The organism is Streptomyces sp. NPDC004752, from assembly GCF_053601275.1.
Map to the genome: position 1 here is coordinate 82,079 of NZ_JBSGBN010000005.1, position 19,625 is coordinate 101,703.

Consider the following 19,625-nt stretch of genomic DNA (forward strand, 5'->3'; position numbering starts at 1 on the left):
CCGGTCAGCTTGCACGACCTTACTATACTTGGCGTATGTCACCACGCTGGGAACCAAACCCCGATGTTCGCACCGGCCGCCATGTCGCCTGCAGCCTCGATGCTCACTTGGTGTTCGTCACGAAGCACCGGCGCGGCGTCTTCGATGACGCCATGCTGAAGCGGTGCGAAGAGATCATGCGGGAGGTGTGCGGCAAGTTCGAAGCAGAGCTGAAGGAGTTCAACGGCGAAGCCGATCACGTGCATCTGCTGGTGCACTACCCGCCGAAGGTCGCCCTGTCCAAGCTGATCAACAGCCTCAAGGGCGTCAGCTCCCGGTACCTGCGGGCCGAGTACACGGACCGGATCAACCGGACCGGGACGGGGCCGGTCTTCTGGTCCCGCTCCTACTTCGCAGGGTCCTGCGGCGGCGCACCACTCACCGTGATCCGGCAGTACATCGAAGGCCAGCAGCAACCCGCCTGACCTTCACCCCACAGACGAAGCGAAATCCAGCGCCACGCGCCTCCGGAACGAGATGCGATTCCCTCCCCGGCCGAACCCGAGGATACCAACGCAAGATCACCGGATGGCGTCGGTCTTTGAGGAGTAGGGCGCGCGGAACAGGGTCGTGGTGATGCCCGCCGCGCCCGCGAGGGCGAGTTGCGTCTGTTCCATCTCACGCTTGATGCGCGCATCGCTCTGGTACGACAGGTCGACGTGCGTGAACGTGTGGATGCCGACCTCGTTGCCCTGGTCGACCATGGTCCGCACGATGCCGGGATGGCGCGACACCATCGAGCCGACGAGGAAGAACGTGCCGGGAACGTCGTACTTCCGCAGGATCTTGAGGACCTCGGGGGTCCAGGTCGGGTCGGGGCCGTCGTCGAAGGTGAGCGCGATGGTCTTGGCCGGAACGGAGACGGTGGTCGCGCTGCCGCCCCGGAAGGTGAGGATCGGACCGCCGTCGAGCACCCCATCCGGTACGTCGCTGGAACTGGCCCCGGTGCGCACCCGCTGGTCGCCGCCGACCTCGGCACGCAGATAGCCGTCGAGCAGCAGCACACAGGTCAGCGCGAGCAGGAGCAGCAGGGCGAGGATGACACGCGGCTTCTGCAGGGCGGCTGCGCGGCCGACCGCCCGCTCCATACGGGTGGGGGCACGGCGACGGCCGCGGGAGGGCGTCGGACGGGTCATGAGGTGGCTGCGTTCCGGTCAGTCGGCGCCGCGGACGCGAACGAGGAAGAGGACGAGGTCGCGATCGAGGACGGGGAGGCGGGGGACGAGGACGGGGAGGAGGACGGGGTGGTGGCGCCCGAGGGAGGCGCCGACGGCGCGCCGTCGGGCGGACCGGCCTGGCGGCCGACGCCGCCGCGCGGCCCCGAGCCGTCGGGGACCTGCCCGCTTCCGCCGCCCGCGAAGGGCAGCAGGGAAGACGGGTTGAGCGAGGTGCCCCAGCCCATGAAGGCCGCGCCGAGCACACCCGCGTACGCGAGACAGACGACGCCGACGAGGACGCCGATGCGGCGCAGCACCTTCGACCGGCGCCCGGAGGTGTCCACGAACACGGGTCCCTCGGCGGGGCCGTTGCCGCCTTTGCGGCGTCGACCGCGCCCGGCGGCACGGCTTTCGATGGCAGTCTCGGAATGCATTCCCCGGATATTAGGGAGCCTTTTTGTGTTCTCTTCTCGGAAATTCTTGTGAACTGCCCATGAGAGAACGGCCGGCCTGTCGCTTTCCTGAGAGATTCCCCGAACGGCTACCCACGCCCCCGCGGTGTGAGACATTCACTCGGGAAAGACGGTCCGTTTCCGCCCCGATGCGGACACGGAGACGGACATCACAAGAGTGGGAGTATGCGCGATGAGGAGATCCTTGATAACGGCGGCCGGGTTCACCTGTGTTGTTGCCCTGGCCGTCACGGGATGCTCCTCGGGCTCCGGGGGCACGTCCGACGCGACACCCACCGCGACCGGTTCGCCCGCCGCGACCGGTTCCACGGGTTCTACGGATTCCACCGGTTCCACGGGTTCTACGGATTCCACCGGCAAGTCCGCATCCCGCGGCACCGCCTACGCCCCCTACGTCAGCGCCACCGAGGCGGCCGACAACGACAGCACGGGCTCTCCGACGACATACAACCTCGCCTTCGTGCTCTCGGACGGCAGCGGCTGCACCCCGAAGTGGAACGGCACACAGACGGTCACGGACTCCGCGGTGGCCTCCCGTATCTCCCGGCTGAAGCAGGACGGCGCCGGGGTCCGGGTCTCCTTCGGCGGGGCGTCCGGGAAGGAACTCGCGCAGACCTGCGGCAGCGCGGCCGAGTTGGCTGCGGCCTACGGGGCGGCGCTGGACGCGGCCGGTGCCGATCAGGCCGACTTCGACATCGAGGGCGACGCGCTCGCCGACTCCGCCTCGGTCGCCCTGCGTTCGGCGGCGATCGCCCTGTTGCAGCGGGAACGCGCCGATCTCACGGTCTCCTTCACCCTGCCGGTGATGCCGTCCGGGCTCGACTCCGACGGACTCGCCCTGCTGGAGTCCGCGAACAAGCATGACGTCCAGGTGTCGACCGTCAACCTCATGACCATGAACTACGGCACGTCGTTCACCGGTGACATGGGTGACTACGCGCTCGCCTCCGCCGAGGCCGCGCACGCTCAGCTGAAGAAGGTCTTCGGCCTGACCGACGCGGGCGCCTGGCGGGGCATGGCCCTCACCTCGATGATCGGCGTCAACGACGTCTCGGACGAGACGTTCACGCTCGCCGACGCGGCGCAGGTGCGTTCGTTCGCCGAGAAGAAGGGGATCGCCTGGGTGTCGATGTGGTCGACGTTCCGGGACCGGCAGTGTGCGGACGACACGTCGGCCCAGGACGGCGCGGCGACCGACTGCAGCGGCGTATCCCAGCGCACGGGAGCCTTCGCGACGGCGTTCGCGGGCTGAACGCTCAACGCCTGCGGTGCACGAGGCGACCGCGCAGGACGGTCGCCACGCAGGTGGCGGCTCCACGCTCGGCGAGCGCGGCCTCGTCCGGGACATCGAAGACCGCGAACGTCGCGGAGACCGTGGAGGTTACGGAGGCCGTGGACATCACGGAGGCCGTGGACGTCATGAAGGTCGCGGACGTTGCCGACGTCGCGGAAATCACGGAAGTCACGGCAATCGCGTCCATGCCGACGGACGGCAGCGGCGTCAGGATCGCCTCCGCGAGGCCGCGTCCGGCCAGCGGGTCGAGGGTCGGCGGGCCCACGGGGTCCTGGCACCGTTCCCCTTCCATTTCCATCAGCCCCGCTTCCGTCAGCCCCGCCCGCCGCACGGCGTCCACCACCGCGGGCCGCCGCAGCGCCCCCGCCACGGCGACGGTCCCGTGCGCGAGCATGCGCTGCACACCACGCCGCGCGCTCGCGCCCCAGCGGGCCTCCGTCATGGGAAGTGCCGCGAGGGCCTCGCCCGTGATCGGCTCGGTGCCCAGCTCGTCGGCCTCGCGCGGGTCCGGATGGTAGGTCTGCGCGAGCAGTTCGGGCCCGTACCGGTTGATCAGTCCCGGGGTGAGGAGACCCGGCCAGCGCCGGACCCGGGCCGTCGGATGCGCGGCCACCAGCTCCTCGTACGTGCCGAGCCCCGTGAGCTCCCGGCCGTCGACCAGGACCGCCCCGCCCGGCACGGACGGCCGGCGGTCTCCCGTGACCACCAGGTCGGCGGCGTGAATCGTCGGCATCGGAGGCTCAGTTCGACGCGAGGAGCTTCAGTTCGGGGTGGGCCGTGCCGCCCTCGATGGCCGTGGAGGAGATGTGGGAGACCACACGGTCGTCGACGGGGTCGTTCGCCGGGTCGTCGTGGACGACGAGGTGCTCGTACGTCGTGGCGCGCTGCGCCGGGACCCGGCCCGCCCGGCGGATCAGGTCGATGATCTCCAGCCGGTTGGAGCGGTGCTTGGCGCCCGCGGAGGAGACCACGTTCTCCTCCAGCATGATCGAGCCGAGGTCGTCGGCGCCGTAGTGCAGGGACAGCTGGCCGACCTCCTTGCCCGTGGTCAGCCAGGACCCCTGGATGTGCCGGACGTTGTCGAGGAAGACGCGGGCGATCGCGATCATCCGCAGATACTCGAAGAGCGTGGCCTGGGTGCGGCCCTTCAGATGGTTGTTCTCGGGCTGGTAGGTGTACGGGATGAAGGCCCGGAAGCCGCCCGTTCGGTCCTGTACGTCCCGGATCATCCGCAGGTGCTCGATCCGCTCGGCGTTGGTCTCGCCCGTGCCCATCAGCATGGTCGACGTGGACTCCACGCCCAGCCGGTGCGCGGCCTCCATGATCTCCAGCCAGCGCTCGCCGCTCTCCTTCAGCGGCGCGATGGCCTTGCGCGGCCGCTCCGGCAGCAGTTCGGCGCCCGCGCCTGCGAAGGAGTCGAGGCCCGCCTCGTGGATCCGGGTGATGGCCTCCTCGACCGGCACCCCGGAGATCCGGGCCATGTGCTCGACCTCGGACGCGCCCAGCGAGTGGATCACCAGCTGGGGGAACGCCTCCTTGATGGCCCGGAAGTGCCGCTCGTAGTACTCGACGCCGTAGTCCGGGTGGTGGCCGCCCTGGAACATGATCTGTGTGCCGCCCAGCTCGACGGTCTCGGCGCAGCGCCGCAGGATGTCGTCGAGGTCGCGGGTCCAGCCCTTGGCGGTGTCCTTGGGGGCGGCGTAGAAGGCGCAGAACTTGCACGCGGTCACGCAGACGTTCGTGTAGTTGATGTTGCGCTCGATGATGTACGTCGCGATGTGCTCGATGCCCGCGTACGTCCGTCGGCGTACCGCGTCCGCGGCGGCGCCCAGCGCGTGCAGCGGGGCGTCGCGGTAGAGGTCGAGCGCTTCCTCGGGGGTGATCCGCCCCCCGGCGGCCGCACGGTCGAGGACGGACTGGAGGTCGGCCTGCTCGGTCACCGGGGCGTCCCTTTCGTCGAGGAGAATCAAAAGGTGCGCGCGAAGCGCTTGGTACAAGGGTGCTGGAAGACGGGTGGGCGGAGAGACGGTCGGACGGACCGAACCAGCCTACGACAGGCCGCTCACCGGCCCGGCCTCAGCCCGCGTAGGCGCCGACCTCAGCCCGCGTACGCGCCGACCAGCACCCCCGCGTACGCCCCGGCGATCAGGAACGGCCCGAACGGGATCGCCGACTTGCGGCCCGCCCGCCGGGCGACCACCAGGGCACCCGCGTACACCGCGCCGAACAGGAACCCGGCGAAGGTGCCGAGCATCAGGGTCGGCCAGCCGTACCAGCCGAGCGCCGCGCCCGCCCCGAGGGCCAGCTTCACATCGCCGAAGCCCATGCCGCCCGGGTTGATCAGGAACAGTACGAAGTAGCCGCCGCCGAGCGCGAGGGCGCCGTAGAGCGCGGTGGGCCAGTGGCCGGCGTGCTCGGGCACGAGGGCGGCCAGGGCGAGCAGGCCGAGCGCGGCGGCGGCCAGCGGCAGGGTCAGCGGGTCCGGTAGCCGCCGCACCCGGAAGTCCACGACCGCGAGCAGTACCCCGACGGGGGCGAGCAGCAGCCAGACGCCGAGTTCGGGACGGGTGCCGGTGGCGGCGGCGAGCGCACCGCAGACGAGCGCGGTGACGACCGCGAGGGTCGGCATCCGGGGGCCGTACGAGCGCGCGGCGCACGCGCCGCAGCGGGCCGGGCCGAGCCAGCCCCGTACCGGGTGGCCGGCCGGGCACCGGGTGTGCCAGGGTTCGCCCGCCGGGGCGGAGAAGCGGTAGGCGGCCCGGGGCAGCAGCGCACCGGCCGCCGCGCCCCACAGCACGGCGGCGACGATCGGCGCGAGGTCGCTCATCCCCAGGTCGCTCATCCCCAGGTCGCTCATCCTGTGGCGGCGACGCCGTCGCGCCACGACGGCAGCAGCTCGTCGAGGAGCGCTTCCGTGCGCGGCGGCAGGCCGCGGGCGCCGCTGCGGGCGAGCAGATCGGCGGCGAGCGAACGGACCCGGTCGGGTTCGCCGGTGGCGTGGGTGGCGCGCAACAGCTCGTTCCACAGTCGCTCGTCGGACGGCGCGGTCCGCAGCGCCGCGTCCAGCGCCTCGATCGCCTTCTCCGAGCGGTCCTTCTCCAGGTGGAACGCGGACAGCGCGAGCCCGATGTCCGCGACCAGCAGCGGGAGTTGGGCGTCGATGATCTCGTGGGTGAGCCAGCGGTAGCGGTCCTCGGAGCGGTCCGCGAGCAGCGGTCCGCGGACCAGGACCAGCGCATCGGTGAGCAGCCGCCCGCGCACGGCCCGGCTGTCCACGCCCTTGCCCTGCGTGGCCTCGTGGTAGAGGGAACGCAGCACGTCCAGGTCGGAGACGACGGACTGGGCGAGCGTGAGCCGGCCGGTCGCGTCGGTGCCGAGGCGGGCCGTGCCGTCCGGGTCGCCGCCGAGCCAGCCGTGCAGCCGCTCGACGAGCGCGTCCCGCACGTCCTCGGTGACGCCGCGCGGCCACAGCGCGGAGGCCAGCACCCGCGGGTGGACGCCCTCGCGGTGCAGAAGCAGCAGGGCGAGCGCCTCATGGAGCAGCGCGCTGCGCTCTCCGTCCGGGGTGTCCAGGCCGATGATCTCGTACGGTCCGACGAGGCGGGCGTACACCGCGGGTCGGCCCTGCTCGCTGATGTCGACGAGGAACGGCGGGGTGTTGACCGGGCCGTCCGGATCGCCCTCGGGGTCGGCGTCGGCGAACAGGTCGACGACGGCGCGCTGCTGGACGGCCGGCAGCAGCTGGGCGTCCAGCTCCAGGCCGAGCAGCGGGGCGAGCAGCCTGCCCTCGGGCGTGATCTCCATCTCCCAGGCGGCGCCGGGCAGTTCGCCGGTGTCGGTGCCGACCAGATAGCCGATGCCGAGCCGACTGGCGTCGGCGGCGAGTTCGGCGAGCCGGAGGGCGTCCTCGGCGGAGGGCTGCGCGGCGAGCAGCACCAGGTGCGGCGCCCAACGGGTGTGCTGGGCGGGCCCGGTACGGCCGGTGAGGACGGAGTCGTGCCCGGCGGCGCCCAGCGCCCCGCGCCGCTGCCGGGTCTCGGCCTCCATGGTCTCGATGAGCGCCTCGATGCCGTCGAGGTGGCGCAGCCGGTTCGGGGCGAGCGTGGTGAGGTCCGCGCCGAAGCCGACGAGGGTGATGGTCATGCGGTCCGACCAGCCGTTGGTGGCGAGTTCGGCGGCGACCGAGGCGAACACGGCGGCCCGGTCGGCCTCGCGTCCGCTGAGCGAGACGAGGCCGGGCACCGCCTCCAGGTTGAGCAGCAGCCGGGAGTCGTCCATGGTGCCGAGGCTGACGAGACCCGGGTAGGGCGCGGCGGTGTCCACGTCCTCGTACCGCTCGGCGTCGGACCGGGCGAGCAGCCAGAACGTCTGGTCCTGCCCGAGCCGCCAGGGCGCGGGCGGTTTCCCGGCGGGCTGGGCGAGTTGGAGGTGCAGGTCGCCGTTGCTCAGCCAGGCGGCGTAGACGACGGGCAGGGCGCGCGACTCGGCGGCGAGTTGCTCGGCCAGGCCGCGCAGCGACCGGTCGAGCAGCCGTACGCCCTCGGGGTCGGCGCCGACCAGCAGCGCGTCCTGCACGTCCTGGGCGTCGCCGGTCGGCGTGGGCGGCTCCATGCCGCGCCGGCCGCCGACGGCCCCGAGCGCCGACTGCCACAGCGCCTGCCGACGCCGGCGTCCGAGCGCGCCGAGCAGGCCGGCGGCGAGGAGCGGCGCGCCGATGAGGGCTTCGGGCAGGCCGAAGGCGTGCCCGCCCAGCTGGCCGCCGGAGCCGGTCCGGGCGGGGTCGGTCCGGGCGGGGCCCGCGTGCTGCTGCCCCTGCCCGTGCGCGTCCCCCCGCCCGTCCGCGTGCCCGGTGCCGCCGTCCGTGCCGGGCCGCTGCTCGGGCAGCGCGACGGGGGAGGCATCCGTGCCCCCGCTGCCGCCGCCCTCCTGGGCGTGGCCCTGGTCCTGGCCCTGGTCCCCGGTGTTGGCGTAGTCGTGGATCTGCTGCTGGACGTCCGGGGAGACCTGGGCGTCGGGCATCTCGACCAGTTCGCCGCCGCGCGCGTCGGCGGGCATCTCCATGATCCAGCCGGGCCGGATCAGGCTCGCCTCGGACAGCCGGGAACCGTCGGGCTGGACGCGGTCCTTGTTGAGTTCGTAGATCTCCTTGTACCGGCGGCCGTCGCCGAGGTGCCGCTGCGCTATCTCCCAGAGGGAGTCGTGGTGGCGCCCCTCGGGCGGCTGGATCCGGTAGTACTTCGTCCCGCCGTCCCGGGCGGAGGCCGGGCCGCCGGCGTCCGCGTGGGCGGCGGCGTGCGCGGCCTGCTCGGCGAGGGCGGCGGCGGTGCCCGATGCCTGCTCCTGCTGCTGGGCGAAGAGCCCCGGGGTCTGCTGGGCGACGGCCACCGTCCCCCTCTGGTTCCCCTCCAGGTTCTGCCCCAGCTGCGACAGCCCCGGGGTGAGGCTGGCCGCGGTGGCGCCGACCAGCAGCAGCGCGGCGACGAGCTGGCGGGCGAGCAACTGGCTGGGGCCCGCGCCCGGGACGTGTCCGGCCAGTCCCACGCCGGACAGCGCGGCCTTGGCCTCGACGAGCACGCAGGCGGTGAACTGGGCCCAGGCGAGCCACACGATCACCGTCAGCACATGCAGGAACGTCTGGACGGTGATCTCCTGCTGGAGCCATTCCAGCTTCGGCGCCCCGCTCGGCAGCGGCCAGCCGACGGTGAGCGCGAGGGCGCCGGGCACGCCGACGACGAGCACGAGCAGGGCGATGAACGCGAGGAATGCCTTGACGAAGTCCCCGAACGTACGGCGCCGCACGCGCACCGGCTGCGGTGTCCGATTCCTCGGGCCCGTCGGGCTTCCCGTCGAGCTTGATGTGCTGCGTCGCGCCATGGCGGGTGTCCTGGGTCCTGTGTGGGAGACGTTGGTCGGTCGGGGGGGCGAGTGGAGCCCACGGAGATCCTATTGACTCGAACCGACACCGTCGAAGCCCCGGCGACGACCGAACGGGGCGCCCAGACCGACCAGTTGCCGAATGTCCGATACGTACCCCTTGCCCGGCACTCGCCACCCCTCCCCTATGCGCCACCCCCACCTTCCGCAACCGCCGTACCCCACCCCTCCCCAATCCCCACACAATCCCCCACCAGCGCCCAAGTGCCCGCCATACACCCCTGATAACTTCGTTCCCCGCCGCACAGACGCCGAACACCGGGGGAGATTCGACCGTGGCCCGCCGCACCCTGCCCGCCATCACCGCCGCCGCCCTGACCACCACGACGGCCCTCCTGCTCACCGCCTGCGGCGGTGCCGACGACAAGAACGCAGACATCAAGGGAGCCGACACGGGCTCAAGCAGCCCGTCGGCGTCCACCTCGGCGTCGGCGGGAGAAAACAGGCCGGATCTCGCGCTCCCCGACGACCTCAAGGTCACCTTCGACTTCGACAAGCCTTCCGACTCCGCGGAGGCGGCGGCGCTGGACGACGCGGCCAACTTCATCAGAGCGGTGAAGCACGGCATCGTCGCCCAGGACCCGAACGACAGCGCGTACCAGTTCTACTCCCAGGGCGGAGCGGAAAAGTACGCGAAGTCCCAGATCGAAGCGTGGGTGAAGGGCGGCTGGACCGCGACCGGCGAGGACCGCTACTACCGGGCCACGACCAGCAAATCGGACGACACCAAGTCCGTGCTCGTCACCTTCTGCCGCAATCAGGCCAAGTCGTACAGCAAGGACATCAAGACCAACAAGGTCAACTACACGAAGGAGAGCCTCTCCAGCTATCTCAAGTACCGCATCCTCATGCAGCCGTCCACCGACTCCTCATCCGTCTGGACCGCCGGTCAGATCGAGGTGCAGGACAAGGTGAAGGAGTGCCAGCAGTGAGGACCCCGCGACGAAACGTAGCGGTGACCACCGCCCTCACCACTCTCCTTCTGCTGTGGTCCGCGCCCGTGGGCTTCGCCGATGACGTGCCGTCTGCGACAACTCCGGGCCAGCCGTCCGGCAACGACCAGGCCACCGGCGGGGCCGACGGCCGCAACCTCATGGCATCCGTCTCGCACTCAAGGATCCGCGTCACAAGCGGCGGTAAGACCAAGGACGTCCCCATGGGCGACATCACCTCGTCCGATCCCAACTGGGAACCCCCCGTGTGCTGGTACGAGCCCGTCTTCACGCCGGAGCAGTTGAAGTCCGGAGTCGAGCAACTGGAGAAGGACGGCGGACTCGGCGCCGTCAACGCACACGAGTGGTGGACCTCCGGCATCTTCGTCGACCACTACGACAAGGGCGAGTCGGAAGAGAACTTCGACGACACGTGGAGCGACGCGTCCGGCTACAAGAACTACAACCTCGGCAAGGATGGCTACTTCTGGCGCAGCGTCGTCCGCAAGGGACACGAGGACGACCAGAGGGCCTGGGACTGCGGCCGCATCATGTTCTGGCAGGACGCGGGCACCATTCCCGACGACGAGCACGCGCCCAAGCCGGAAACCCTCGCGGCCTATGCCTACGACCAGATCAGCGTTCCGAAGACGGAAATCGAGCTGAAGCCCGAAACGAAGTCCACCGTGAACCTTCCGACGTGGGTCTGGCTGGACAAAGGCACCTTCACGGACGTCACCGTACGCGCGGAGTTGCCGGGCACCGGGCTCTGGGCCGAGACGACGGCCAAGCCGGTGGCCCTCCACCTCGAACCCGGAACGGCGGACGCCGAGACCTACCCGGCCTCCGGCGACTGCACCATCAACGACGACGGGTCGATCGGGACGCCGTACGAGAAGGGGAGCGCCGGCCGGACCCCTCCCTGTGGCATCACCTACCTGCGGGCCACGAACGGGCAGCCCTACCAGCTCAAGGCGTCGATCACCTGGCAGATCACCTGGGTAGGCACCGGAGGCGCCAAGGGAGACCTCCCCGACGGCACCTTCGAGACCGCCCAGGACATGAACGTCCAGGAGATCCAGTCGGTCAACCGGTGAGGTGAGATCGTCGTCTCAGTGGGAAAGGGGCCTGATTCACGGCCGGGGTCGTGGTGCTTCGTCGCGTCGAGCGAGACGTCGGGGACGGTCCGGTCCGGACGGCGGTCGGCGGCGGCGCGTTTGAGATCCCGGGTCGGGCGCGGACATCAATCGCTCACCTGGGCCTCCCCCTCTCGCGGCGGCTGCCTCAGCCCACCCGGTTCTCGGCCAGGGCTTGGCCGTGGACGGTCACGTTTCCGCCGTAGAAGATGCCTGTGAACACCGGCTGGTAGGTCAACTGGACCTCGACCTCGACCTGTTGGGCGTCGGCCGCCACGCAGTGGCTCGCGGCGATGTCGGGGCCGGTCAGGTTCATCTCTCGGGCGAAGGTCTTCACCCGCGCATCGCAGTTCTGGTAGTTGATCGGCGCGGGACCGCCCTCGTTGTCGTAGAGGGCGTCCTTGTCGATGTCCTGGGCGGCGTAGCGGGCCGCCTGTTCCGCGATGTCGGCGGCGCGCTCCCGCTTCGAGATGGACAGGCCGCCGTCGATCACGAAGGCCGACAGGGAGAGGAAGACCAGGGTGAAGATGATCACCGCGCCGGCGCCCGAGCCCCGGTCGTCCAGCCTGGACCGGCGGGCGGACCACCACGCACGTACGACTGTCCTCACGCCGTCCTCCGGAACGGGTCCAGCGGGGAACTGAAGCTCGCCGACAGCCGGGTCGGGATGTCCAGGCCCAGCATGGCCAGGCCCCGCACCTGGCAGCTCACCTCGACCGTGAAGATGGTGTCGGGTTCGAAGCCCTGGCTGGTCTGGACGACGGACACCGGTCCGGAACAGACGTCGGCCAGGTCCGCCTCGGCGGCCCTGCGGGCCTCGGCCATGGCGGTGCCGTGGTCCTTCTGGATCGAGCCGGCGCGCGCCGCGTCGCGTGCGGCGCCGTCCAACGCGCCCCGCCCGTCCACGAGTTGCCCGAAGGCCACCAGGACCAGGATGAACAGGATCATCACCGGCGCCAGGATCACGACCTCGACCGTCGACAACCCCCGGTCGTCGGAGGCCGATTCCCTGCGCGACGTGCGGAACCGGGTGAGGGGAAAGGGAGTGAACATTCAGTTGCCCCCTTCCGGTACGAATCGCTCCACCGGCCCGGCGGACCGCGCGTGCACCGTCAGATCGAGGCCGGGGAACACCGTGGGCACCCGGGCCGAGATCTCCACACCCACCGTGTTCGGCCCCGGCTGGAGCAGCTTCACGTCCGGTGCCAGCACCAGCTGCGGGCCGAGTTGACGGATGTAGGAGTCGACGACGTCACGGGCCTCGCCCCGCCAGCCGCCCGGCTGTTCGTCGGCCGTGGCGCGGGCCTTCCGGGCGCCCGCCTGGGCCGCCGCCTGCGCCACATGGTCGGCGAAGAAGTACAGCGCGAACTGCACCGTGGCGAAGATCATGAAGAACAGGACGGGGGTGAGCAGCACGAACTCGATCGCGGTCATGCCGGAGTCACCGGCCTCGCCGCGCGCGGCTCGCGCCCGGCGGCGCGCCCATCTGCCCACGCCCACCATCACCACCATCACCCCCGTCATCACCGGCATCCGGGGGGTCCCGGGTGTCCCGGGCATCCCCGTCATCGTGCCTCGTCGTGCGTCTTTGTACGTCGTTGTACGTCGTGTCGAGTCGGCTCGGTGTGTTCCGGGCCGCGTCGAGTCGTCCTGCGGCGTCTCGCGTCGTGCGTACGGTCAGCAGGTCTTGCCCGCGTCCGCGCCCTTGATGCAGTCGCCGACCTTGTTCGCGCCCTCGCTCAGCGCGGCGTTGATGATCGCGGCCACCACACCGACGATCGCCACGACGACCGCGGAGATGATGACCCACTCGACGGCGGAGGCGCCGCGGTCCAGTTCGCCGGAGCGGGCGCGCTGCACACGGGCTTGCAGGAAGGTGACCAGGAAGTCCACCGCCGGGATTCCGGTGCGGACGGTGCGTTCGGTCATGGGAGTCGTCCTCTCAACTCAGCTCAACTCAGCTGGTGGTTCGGGCAGTGGAGCGGTGGAAGCAATGGAAATGGGTGAAAGCGGAGGAAGCAGGGGCGGCTGTGGCGGCCGTGGGTTACGGATCGTGGGACGAGTCGTATGGGTCGGTCGGTTCACACCTGGAACACCCGCATGGCCGCAGGGAAGATCAGGAACACCAGGAAGCCGGCGCACAGCAGCAGCTGCGCCACGAGCATCGACTGTGACTTCTCGCCCGCGCTGCCCTCGATCTCGGCGAGTTCGCGGTGCCGCATGGTCTCGGCGCGGGAGGCGAGCGACTCGCGCACCTTGGCGCCGTCGTCCGCGACCAGCGCCAGCGAGGCCGAGAGGTCCTTCAGCTCCTCCACGCCCAGTTCCTCGCCGAGTTGCCCGAGCGCCTGCCACTGGCTGATGCCGGTGATCCGGGCGTCGGACAGCGCGCTGCGGATGCGCCGGTTGGCCCAGCCGTCGGACACCTCGGCCGCCGCCATCAGCGCCTCGGGCAGGCCCCGGCCGCCGGCCAGGCTCATCGACACCAGGTCCAGATAGGCGCCGATGACGCGCCGCAGGTCCCGGCGCTTGTCGGCCGCGTCCCGCCGTACCTCCAGGTCGGGCAGGAAGAAGAACAGCGCCGCGCACAACAGGGCCAGCCAGACCGGGATGAGCGGGCTGCGGCCGAAGCCCAGCGTCCAGACCACCGCGAACAGGAACGGTCCGAAGAACAGCCCGGCCGCGGCCAGCAGCACCTTCGTCGCCAGGAACCTCTCCCAGCTGCGGTCCAGAACCGCGAGGTCCGCGCGCAGCGAGCGCTGCTCCCAGCCCTGGTGGAGGTAGAACTCCGAGACGCGCGCGCCAAGTTCGGCACGCATCGAGCCGAAGCGCCCGGTGTCCTGGGTCTGTCGCGCGGACTCGTACGCCGCTCCCCGCGCGCGCATCGCGTCGATGCGCGCGACCTGGGCGACCGCGCTCCGCTTCGACGGCATCAGGGCACGGATGAGGACGTAGACACCCAGTCCGAAGGCCACGCCGACCAGGATCGGCATCGTCAGGTTCACCGGCGTACACCTTCTTCCGGCCGGAACGGCTGGGATTGCGGGGACTGCGGGGACTGCTGAGCCTGGGGCTGCTGGGAGTGGACCTGCTGGGCCTGCTGGGCCTGCTGGGCCTGCTGGGCCTGCTGGGCCTGCTGGGGCTGCTGGGGCTGCTGTGCGGTCGGGGCCGCGGCGCGGGGCCGTACGAACTGCACCGAGGACTCGTCGCGAACCAGGAAGCGTTCGGGCGTCTCGATCGTGGACAGCTTGCGCAGCCACCAGAAGCCGAGCGCGAACAGGGCGCAGACGACGGCGAGTACGAGCTGGCCTACCACGGTGCCGTACGGGGACACGAAGTCGCGGTTGAAGATGGCAAGGCCGAGGACGAAGGCGATGGACACCGCGACCACGATCTGCACCGAACGGCGGGTGGAGGCGCGCTGGGCCATCACCCGCTGACGCATGTCGACCTCCTCGCGTGCCGACTTGGCCAGCGCGCCGAGGACCTGACGCAGACCGGGGCCGCGCAGCCGGGCGTTGAGGATCAGCGCGGCCACGATGATGTCGGCGGACGCGTCGTCGATCTCGTCGGCGAGGTGTTGCAGCGCCTCGGGCAGCGGGGTGCGGGCGCGCAACCGGTCGACCAGGGCGTCGAGATGGGGGCGCAGGATGGGGGCCGCGGCGCGCGCGGACGCCGGGATGGCCTGCTCCAGGCCGACCGCGCCGGCGATGGTGTCGCGCAGGGACTCCGTCCAGGAGGCGAGGGCCTCCACCCGGCGCATGGCGGCCCGTTCCTCCGCGGCGCCGCCGAAGAGACGGTCCCAGAAGAAGACGAGGACGCCGGCCGCGAGCCCGGCCACCGCCCAGCGGGTCAGCAGCAGGACGGCGAGGCCGACGATCGCGGCGAGCGAGCCGCGCTGCCCGGCGAACCGGATCAGCTCGGCGACCCGCTCGTCGGCCTTCTGCTTCTCGTGCGCGGGCTTGGCGGGCAGTCCGCGCACGGCGAGCATCAGCAGCGCGAGTCCGCCGCCGACGGCGACGCCGCTGCCGATCGAGTACAGGACGGTGGTGGAGAAGAGGCCGCCCATGGAGCCGAGCGAGCCGAGCGCCGTGTGTAGCGCCATGTGCGTGGCCGCGTCGGCGGCGAAGTGCGTCATGGTCACCCCCACGCCCCGTGCGGCTGGTAGCCGTAGGCCATCAGGTCCTCCAGACAGGCTATGGGCGCGTGCGGTACGACCCGGCCGTCGGGGGTCTCGGCGAACACCTCGCTGGACAGCACGCGGCCGTCGACGCCGTTGACCTCGCGGACGGAGGTGACCATGCGCTGGAGCCGGCCCCCGGTCTGGTAGTTGTTGCGCCGCTGGATGAAGACGACGAAGTTCACCGCGCCCGCGATCAGCATCTGGCTGGCCTCGATGGGCAGCCGCTCGGATGCCTGCAACGCGTAGGTGGAGATACGGTTGAAGACCTCGCTCGAACTGTTGGCGTGGATCGTGGACAGCGAGCCGTCGTTGCCCTGCGACATCGCGTTGAGCATGGTGACGATCTCGTCGCCGAGCACCTCACCGACGATCACCCGGGAGGGGTTCATACGCAGTGAGCGACGGACCAGTTCAGCCATGCTGATGGTGCCCTGGCCCTCGGAGTTGGGCAGCCGTTCCTCGAACGCCACGACGTTGGGGTGCAGGTCGGGGAAGGTGTCGAGCCCGAGTTCCAGGGCGCGTTCGACGGTGATGAGCCGTTCGTTCGGCGGGATCTCGTTGGCGAGGGCGCGCAGCAGGGTCGTCTTGCCCGCGTTGGTGGCCCCCGCGATCATGATGTTCTTGCGGGCGCGGACGGCGCAGGCGAGGAAGTGTCCCAGCTCCGGGCCCAGGGTTCCGTTGCCGACGAGGTCGGAGATGAACACCTTGCCCATGCGGGCACGCCGGATGGACAGCGCGGGCCGCCGAGTGACGTCCATGACGGCGGAGAGCCGGGAGCCGTCGGGCAGCCGCAGGTCGAGCTGCGGGTTGGCGGAGTCGAAGGGCCGGGAGGACAGGCCGGAGTAGGCGCCCAGCACCTGGATCAGTTCGATCAGTTCCTCGTCGGTCTCGGCGACCGGATCGCCCGTGACCTCCCGCCCGTCGGAGTAGCCGACGAACACCTGGTCGTAGCCGTTGATGTCGATGTTCTCGACGTCGGGGTCGTCCAGCAGGGGCTGGAGGCGGCCCACGCCGAAGAGCGCGGCGTGCACGGCGGCCGCGTACTGCTCCTCGGTCTCGGCGTCCAGCGGCGTACGGCCCGCGTTGATCTCGGTGCGGGCGTACTCCTCCAGGATCTGGGCGATCACCGCGCGGGCGTACTGCCGTTCGTCCTCCGTGGACATCGGTGAGACGCCGCCCACCTGGTCGAGGCGGCGCTGCTCGGCGATGCGGTCACCGGCCTCCTGCCGGAACCGCTTGACCAACTGGTGGTCGACAGCGGTCATCGGCCGGCCCCCGCGTGACCCTGCTGGGGCCGCTGAGCCTGATGGGGCTGGTTCTGGGATTGCTGGACCTGGGGTTGCTGGGCCTGGGCGGATACGGCCCAGGTGGCGCCGTACTGCTGGTACAGATCGGCGGTGACCTTACGGGCCGAGCGGATCAGCAGGGACTTGTCGAGACGGCCGCGCTTGCGGCCGGCCAACTGGTCGGCGCCGGTGGGGTCGTCCGCGAGGGTGCCGACGACCCGGGCGCCGGTCTGGGCGTGCACCAGCATGTCGTTGACCTGACCGGCGATCTTCGCGGAGCTGTTCGGGTCAGCGATCAGGACGACGCCGATGAGCGGGGTGGCGAGGGTTGCGGCGCCGCGCGGACCGCCGTGCAGCTTGGCGGAGAGGGCGGCGGCCCGGTCCCGGACGCGGGCCAGCGACTCGGGTTCGGTGCGCGAGACCAGGAGGACGAGGGCGGCGTGCGGGAACAGCTCCACGGCCGGGGTGTCCCCGCTGACCCGTCCGCAGTCGGCGATGACGTCGGCGGGCGCGTTCGGGGAGTCGGCGAGGGCGGCGAAGGCATGCCCGAGCGTGGGCCACAGCCCGGCCAGACCGGCGGCCTGCTCGGCGATGCCGAGCCCGACGAGCACTTCCAGTCCGCCGCTCAACGGCTGCACGTGGTCCCAGAGTTGGTCGGGTACGAGGCCCCGGCGGGCGGTGGCGGCTATGGACAGCATGCCGGTGTTCGGGTTGAGCGGTCCGCCGTGCGCGGCGGCGCTGCGGTAGACCAGGTCGCCGCCCGCCGGGTCGGCCTCGGCGAGCAGCGCGCGCCGGGGCCAGACCGCCGCGAGGGCGACGGCCGCGGTGGTGACGCCGGGGGAACCCTTGTCGGCGGCGAGAGCGATGAGCGCCATGGGTGGGTTCCGCCTCTTAGTCGTTGCCGGGGACGCGAACGAGGGCCACTTCGCCGTTGGACGCGGCCTGTGCGAGCGCGGCGGCCTTGTCGCTGTCCACGGTCAGGGTGACGGCCAGGTTGGTGCTGCTGACGAGGTCGTCCCCCTTCTTCCCCGGGACGTAGGTGACGCGCGCCTGGTCGACGATCACGGAACCGCTGCCGCCGGCGGAGGATGATGACGAGTCCGACGAACCGCCGCCGGAGGAGCCGCCGTTGCCGCCGACCCGGTATGCGGCGACGACGTCGGAGACTTTGAGCCCGGTCGGGTACTGGCCCTCCTTGAGGGACAGTCCGACGGTGGCCTTGCCCGTCGGCAGGCCGCTCTCCTGCTCGAACATCTCGCCGACCGCGACCACTCCACCCGGGATGGTGCTCTTGGCCTTCAGCTTCTTCAGGTTGCCCAGCTGTTCCCACCGGACGTAGTGGATACCGCTGTCCGCGGCCACCATCACGGAGGTCACATTGCTGTCGGTGACGGACCCGCCCGCCGGGATCTCCGTCGTCACCTTGACGACCTCGATCCGGTCCCCGGCGCGCAGTACGAGGGTCGTCGCGCCCAGCGCACCGAGCAGGATCAACAGCACGGCGAGCGCGGCCAACGCCGGTTTGCGCTCGCGGGGCGGAGTGGGCAGCCGGTCACCGACCGACGGCTGAGCCGGAGCGGCGGCACGATTCGCGCCCGCCCCCGTACGCTCCTGGATCTTCACGCAACCGCTCCCCGTACGCCCAAGAAATGTCTGCCAAGTTCTGTGCACAAGCGGACACTTCACCCCCGAACGCACGCGCGCGACGCGCGAGACGCGCTGGACGCACCGCTCGACCTGGGCGGATACCCAGCGCCAGAGTGAGTGTCAAGCGAACGCACCGTATCAGCCGCACATAAGCCCCTCAAGGCACGTTCCAGGTCCTCGGCCCCACCCGAATCATCGTTACGCTCTGCAACTTCGGGCGTATGCGGACCAGTTGATCCAAGGGAGGCCACCGGGCCCATCACCTGTGCACCGGCGAACACCCGCGGAACACCCGCCGAACCCACAGCCGCACGATCGCTCACGGAGCGAACACGATGCCTGCACGTTTCACTCACGACACACGACGGGGGCGGGGAGTTCAGGGGGGCGGCCACGGAGCCACATGGGCGCGGGACCGAGCGGGACCAAGCGGAGCCAAACGAGACCCAGCGAGACCCAGCGAGGCCCAGCGGGACCCAGCCAGACCGCGCGGGACCGACGCGCATCCACGTCGCATTCCAGCGCACCGGCCGGACATCGTTCCCGCACCTTTCGCTCACCTGGGTTCGAGATGCCCATGTCATCATCCTCGGGTGACTGGGACAACACCGACACCGGCCGAGCAGCTCCCTCTCGAAGGCGCCGCGCTGGCGTCCGATCCTCGGCTGCTCGCAGCGGTGCGCGCGACCGGCACCCGCCACGGCGTCGACTACACCGACGACAGCGCGGTGACCGCACTGCTCGCCGAGCGCCGCGGCGCCCTGCGATCCGCCGAACGCGGCCCGCTGCTCTGGCTCGGAGCGTTGGCCCTCGTCATCGCCCTGCTGCTGCCCTTCGCCGCGTCCACGGCGTCCACGCAGGCCGCGAGGGCGAGCCTCGCCGCCTCGGGTCCCCTCCTGGTGATCGCGGTGGCCGCACTCGTCCGGGTACGGGACCGGTGGAAGCAGGAGTTGAGGCATCCGGCACTCGCCGGCTACCGCGAGGTGCTGGGCATGGCACGGGCGCACGGACTGGCGCTGGCGTATGCGCCGGGGTGGCTGGAGGGCCGCCGGAAGGACTCGGCCGGGTCCTGGTCCGAGAAGGCGGTGGCGCCGATCCCGTCGTACGAATCCGTCGAGCCGCCGACGGGCCCAGCAGGCGGAGATGCCGTGCCGCACCCGGCCGAGGACCCGTCGGAAGCCGACCGCGCGGCCCAGGTCCCGGCCAAGTCCCACGCGGTCACCGAGTACGAGACGATCGCCGACCAGGGCGGCTGGCACGACGAGACGGGCTGTCTGCTGGTGCTCGCCGCCGCAGGCGGCGCGGTATGGGGCGCCACCTCGGACACCCCCGCCGGCTACGCCGCCCTCGCCCTCGTCCCCGTCGCAATCCTGGTCTGGCTGCTCGGCAGGCGCCAAGGACTGAAGAAGGAACGCCTCCAAACCGAGGCGCTGAGCTACGTACGGGCGGTCAGGTCGGCCCAGACGGCGGGCGCCCGCGTACCCGAACTATCGCCCGCGCTCCGTAAGTTGCTGGACGAGTAGGCGAGCGACGGGAGAAAGAGGACG

At 71.0% G+C, this 19,625-nt stretch carries 19 protein-coding genes and 1 pseudogene; 5 read left to right on the top strand and 15 right to left on the bottom strand.

The window, feature by feature from the left end:
• Positions 1-35 precede the first annotated feature (35 nt).
• Positions 36-464: an IS200/IS605 family transposase gene (tnpA, locus tag ACWEKM_RS03810; protein WP_451619538.1), complete on the top strand. Its 429-nt coding sequence runs from the start codon at positions 36-38 to the stop codon at positions 462-464.
• A gap of 102 nt (positions 465-566) precedes the next feature.
• Here the strand turns inward: tnpA and ACWEKM_RS03815 are convergent.
• Positions 567-1,175: pseudogene (locus ACWEKM_RS03815) on the bottom strand (polysaccharide deacetylase family protein); the annotation flags it as partial.
• Positions 1,172-1,630: a hypothetical protein gene (locus ACWEKM_RS03820; RefSeq protein ID WP_451619539.1), complete on the bottom strand. Its 459-nt coding sequence runs from the start codon at positions 1,628-1,630 to the stop codon at positions 1,172-1,174. The pseudogene ACWEKM_RS03815 and the gene ACWEKM_RS03820, both read right to left, overlap by 4 nt.
• Before the next feature lie 211 nt (positions 1,631-1,841).
• Between ACWEKM_RS03820 and ACWEKM_RS03825 the strand changes: the two genes are divergently transcribed.
• A complete protein-coding gene (locus ACWEKM_RS03825; RefSeq protein WP_451619540.1) occupies positions 1,842-2,921 on the top strand; it encodes a chitinase in 1,080 nt (359 codons plus the stop codon).
• Between the two features lie 4 nt (positions 2,922-2,925).
• Here ACWEKM_RS03825 and ACWEKM_RS03830 read toward each other — a convergent pair whose 3' ends face one another.
• From ACWEKM_RS03830 to ACWEKM_RS03845, 4 genes are all read right to left on the bottom strand, one after another.
• Entirely contained in the window at positions 2,926-3,696 is a 771-nt protein-coding gene (locus ACWEKM_RS03830) for a hypothetical protein (protein WP_451619541.1), read from the bottom strand.
• A gap of 7 nt (positions 3,697-3,703) precedes the next feature.
• Positions 3,704-4,903: a cyclic dehypoxanthinyl futalosine synthase gene (mqnC, locus tag ACWEKM_RS03835; protein WP_451619542.1), complete on the bottom strand. Its 1,200-nt coding sequence runs from the start codon at positions 4,901-4,903 to the stop codon at positions 3,704-3,706.
• 158 nt (positions 4,904-5,061) lie between these two features.
• Complete coding sequence (locus ACWEKM_RS03840; protein ID WP_451619543.1) at positions 5,062-5,805, bottom strand: prepilin peptidase; 744 nt, start codon at positions 5,803-5,805, stop codon at positions 5,062-5,064.
• A gap of 11 nt (positions 5,806-5,816) precedes the next feature.
• Entirely contained in the window at positions 5,817-8,837 is a 3,021-nt protein-coding gene (locus tag ACWEKM_RS03845) for a BTAD domain-containing putative transcriptional regulator (RefSeq protein ID WP_451619544.1), read from the bottom strand.
• 335 nt (positions 8,838-9,172) lie between these two features.
• Here ACWEKM_RS03845 and ACWEKM_RS03850 point away from each other — a divergent pair, with 335 nt between their 5' ends.
• Both ACWEKM_RS03850 and ACWEKM_RS03855 read left to right on the top strand, forming a co-directional pair.
• The gene (locus ACWEKM_RS03850) at positions 9,173-9,829 is read left to right on the top strand and encodes a hypothetical protein (protein WP_451619545.1); all 657 of its coding nucleotides are present in this window, start codon (positions 9,173-9,175) and stop codon (positions 9,827-9,829) included.
• On the top strand, positions 9,826-10,926 hold the full coding sequence (locus ACWEKM_RS03855) for a hypothetical protein (RefSeq protein WP_451619546.1): 1,101 nt from the start codon (positions 9,826-9,828) through the stop codon (positions 10,924-10,926). The genes ACWEKM_RS03850 and ACWEKM_RS03855 overlap by 4 nt, the downstream gene beginning before the upstream one ends.
• A 187-nt stretch (positions 10,927-11,113) precedes the next feature.
• Here the strand turns inward: ACWEKM_RS03855 and ACWEKM_RS03860 are convergent, their stop codons facing one another.
• From ACWEKM_RS03860 to ACWEKM_RS03900, 9 genes are all read right to left on the bottom strand, one after another.
• Positions 11,114-11,575: a TadE/TadG family type IV pilus assembly protein gene (locus tag ACWEKM_RS03860; RefSeq protein WP_451619547.1), complete on the bottom strand. Its 462-nt coding sequence runs from the start codon at positions 11,573-11,575 to the stop codon at positions 11,114-11,116.
• Positions 11,572-12,018 carry a TadE/TadG family type IV pilus assembly protein gene (locus ACWEKM_RS03865; RefSeq protein ID WP_451619548.1) on the bottom strand — a complete coding sequence of 149 codons (447 nt, stop codon included), beginning with the start codon at positions 12,016-12,018 and terminating at the stop codon, positions 11,572-11,574. The genes ACWEKM_RS03860 and ACWEKM_RS03865 overlap by 4 nt, the downstream gene beginning before the upstream one ends.
• Positions 12,019-12,477 (bottom strand): TadE family protein, encoded by a 459-nt coding sequence (locus ACWEKM_RS03870; protein WP_451619593.1) that lies wholly within the window; start codon positions 12,475-12,477, stop codon positions 12,019-12,021. It abuts the gene before it with no gap.
• 165 nt (positions 12,478-12,642) lie between these two features.
• A complete protein-coding gene (locus ACWEKM_RS03875) occupies positions 12,643-12,894 on the bottom strand; it encodes a hypothetical protein (protein WP_121893025.1) in 252 nt (83 codons plus the stop codon).
• A gap of 152 nt (positions 12,895-13,046) precedes the next feature.
• On the bottom strand, positions 13,047-13,967 hold the full coding sequence (locus ACWEKM_RS03880; RefSeq protein WP_451619549.1) for a type II secretion system F family protein: 921 nt from the start codon (positions 13,965-13,967) through the stop codon (positions 13,047-13,049).
• Positions 13,964-15,031, bottom strand: coding sequence for a type II secretion system F family protein (locus ACWEKM_RS03885; protein ID WP_451619594.1), 1,068 nt, complete (start codon positions 15,029-15,031; stop codon positions 13,964-13,966). Before ACWEKM_RS03885 ends, ACWEKM_RS03880 begins: the two co-directional genes overlap by 4 nt.
• Before the next feature lie 71 nt (positions 15,032-15,102).
• A complete protein-coding gene (locus tag ACWEKM_RS03890) occupies positions 15,103-16,410 on the bottom strand; it encodes a CpaF family protein (RefSeq protein ID WP_451619550.1) in 1,308 nt (435 codons plus the stop codon).
• On the bottom strand, positions 16,407-17,306 hold the full coding sequence (locus tag ACWEKM_RS03895) for a hypothetical protein (protein ID WP_451619551.1): 900 nt from the start codon (positions 17,304-17,306) through the stop codon (positions 16,407-16,409). Before ACWEKM_RS03895 ends, ACWEKM_RS03890 begins: the two co-directional genes overlap by 4 nt.
• A gap of 16 nt (positions 17,307-17,322) precedes the next feature.
• Positions 17,323-18,054: a hypothetical protein gene (locus ACWEKM_RS03900; protein WP_451619552.1), complete on the bottom strand. Its 732-nt coding sequence runs from the start codon at positions 18,052-18,054 to the stop codon at positions 17,323-17,325.
• Between the two features lie 617 nt (positions 18,055-18,671).
• Here ACWEKM_RS03900 and ACWEKM_RS03905 point away from each other — a divergent pair.
• Positions 18,672-19,601 (top strand): hypothetical protein, encoded by a 930-nt coding sequence (locus tag ACWEKM_RS03905; RefSeq protein ID WP_451619553.1) that lies wholly within the window; start codon positions 18,672-18,674, stop codon positions 19,599-19,601.
• The last annotated feature ends 24 nt before the right edge of the window (positions 19,602-19,625 follow it).

Coding starts and splice junctions, on each gene's coding strand:
- tnpA (WP_451619538.1), top strand. CDS start 36: ATGTCACCACGCTGGGAACCAAACCCCGATGTTCGCACCGGCCGCCAT.
- ACWEKM_RS03845 (WP_451619544.1), bottom strand. CDS start 8,837: ATGGCGCGACGCAGCACATCAAGCTCGACGGGAAGCCCGACGGGCCCG.
- ACWEKM_RS03875 (WP_121893025.1), bottom strand. CDS start 12,894: ATGACCGAACGCACCGTCCGCACCGGAATCCCGGCGGTGGACTTCCTG.
- ACWEKM_RS03865 (WP_451619548.1), bottom strand. CDS start 12,018: ATGTTCACTCCCTTTCCCCTCACCCGGTTCCGCACGTCGCGCAGGGAA.
- ACWEKM_RS03820 (WP_451619539.1), bottom strand. CDS start 1,630: ATGCATTCCGAGACTGCCATCGAAAGCCGTGCCGCCGGGCGCGGTCGA.
- ACWEKM_RS03840 (WP_451619543.1), bottom strand. CDS start 5,805: ATGAGCGACCTGGGGATGAGCGACCTCGCGCCGATCGTCGCCGCCGTG.
- ACWEKM_RS03825 (WP_451619540.1), top strand. CDS start 1,842: ATGAGGAGATCCTTGATAACGGCGGCCGGGTTCACCTGTGTTGTTGCC.
- ACWEKM_RS03895 (WP_451619551.1), bottom strand. CDS start 17,306: ATGGCGCTCATCGCTCTCGCCGCCGACAAGGGTTCCCCCGGCGTCACC.
- ACWEKM_RS03885 (WP_451619594.1), bottom strand. CDS start 15,031: ATGGGCGGCCTCTTCTCCACCACCGTCCTGTACTCGATCGGCAGCGGC.
- ACWEKM_RS03870 (WP_451619593.1), bottom strand. CDS start 12,477: ATGGTGGTGATGGTGGGCGTGGGCAGATGGGCGCGCCGCCGGGCGCGA.
- ACWEKM_RS03890 (WP_451619550.1), bottom strand. CDS start 16,410: ATGACCGCTGTCGACCACCAGTTGGTCAAGCGGTTCCGGCAGGAGGCC.
- ACWEKM_RS03830 (WP_451619541.1), bottom strand. CDS start 3,696: ATGCCGACGATTCACGCCGCCGACCTGGTGGTCACGGGAGACCGCCGG.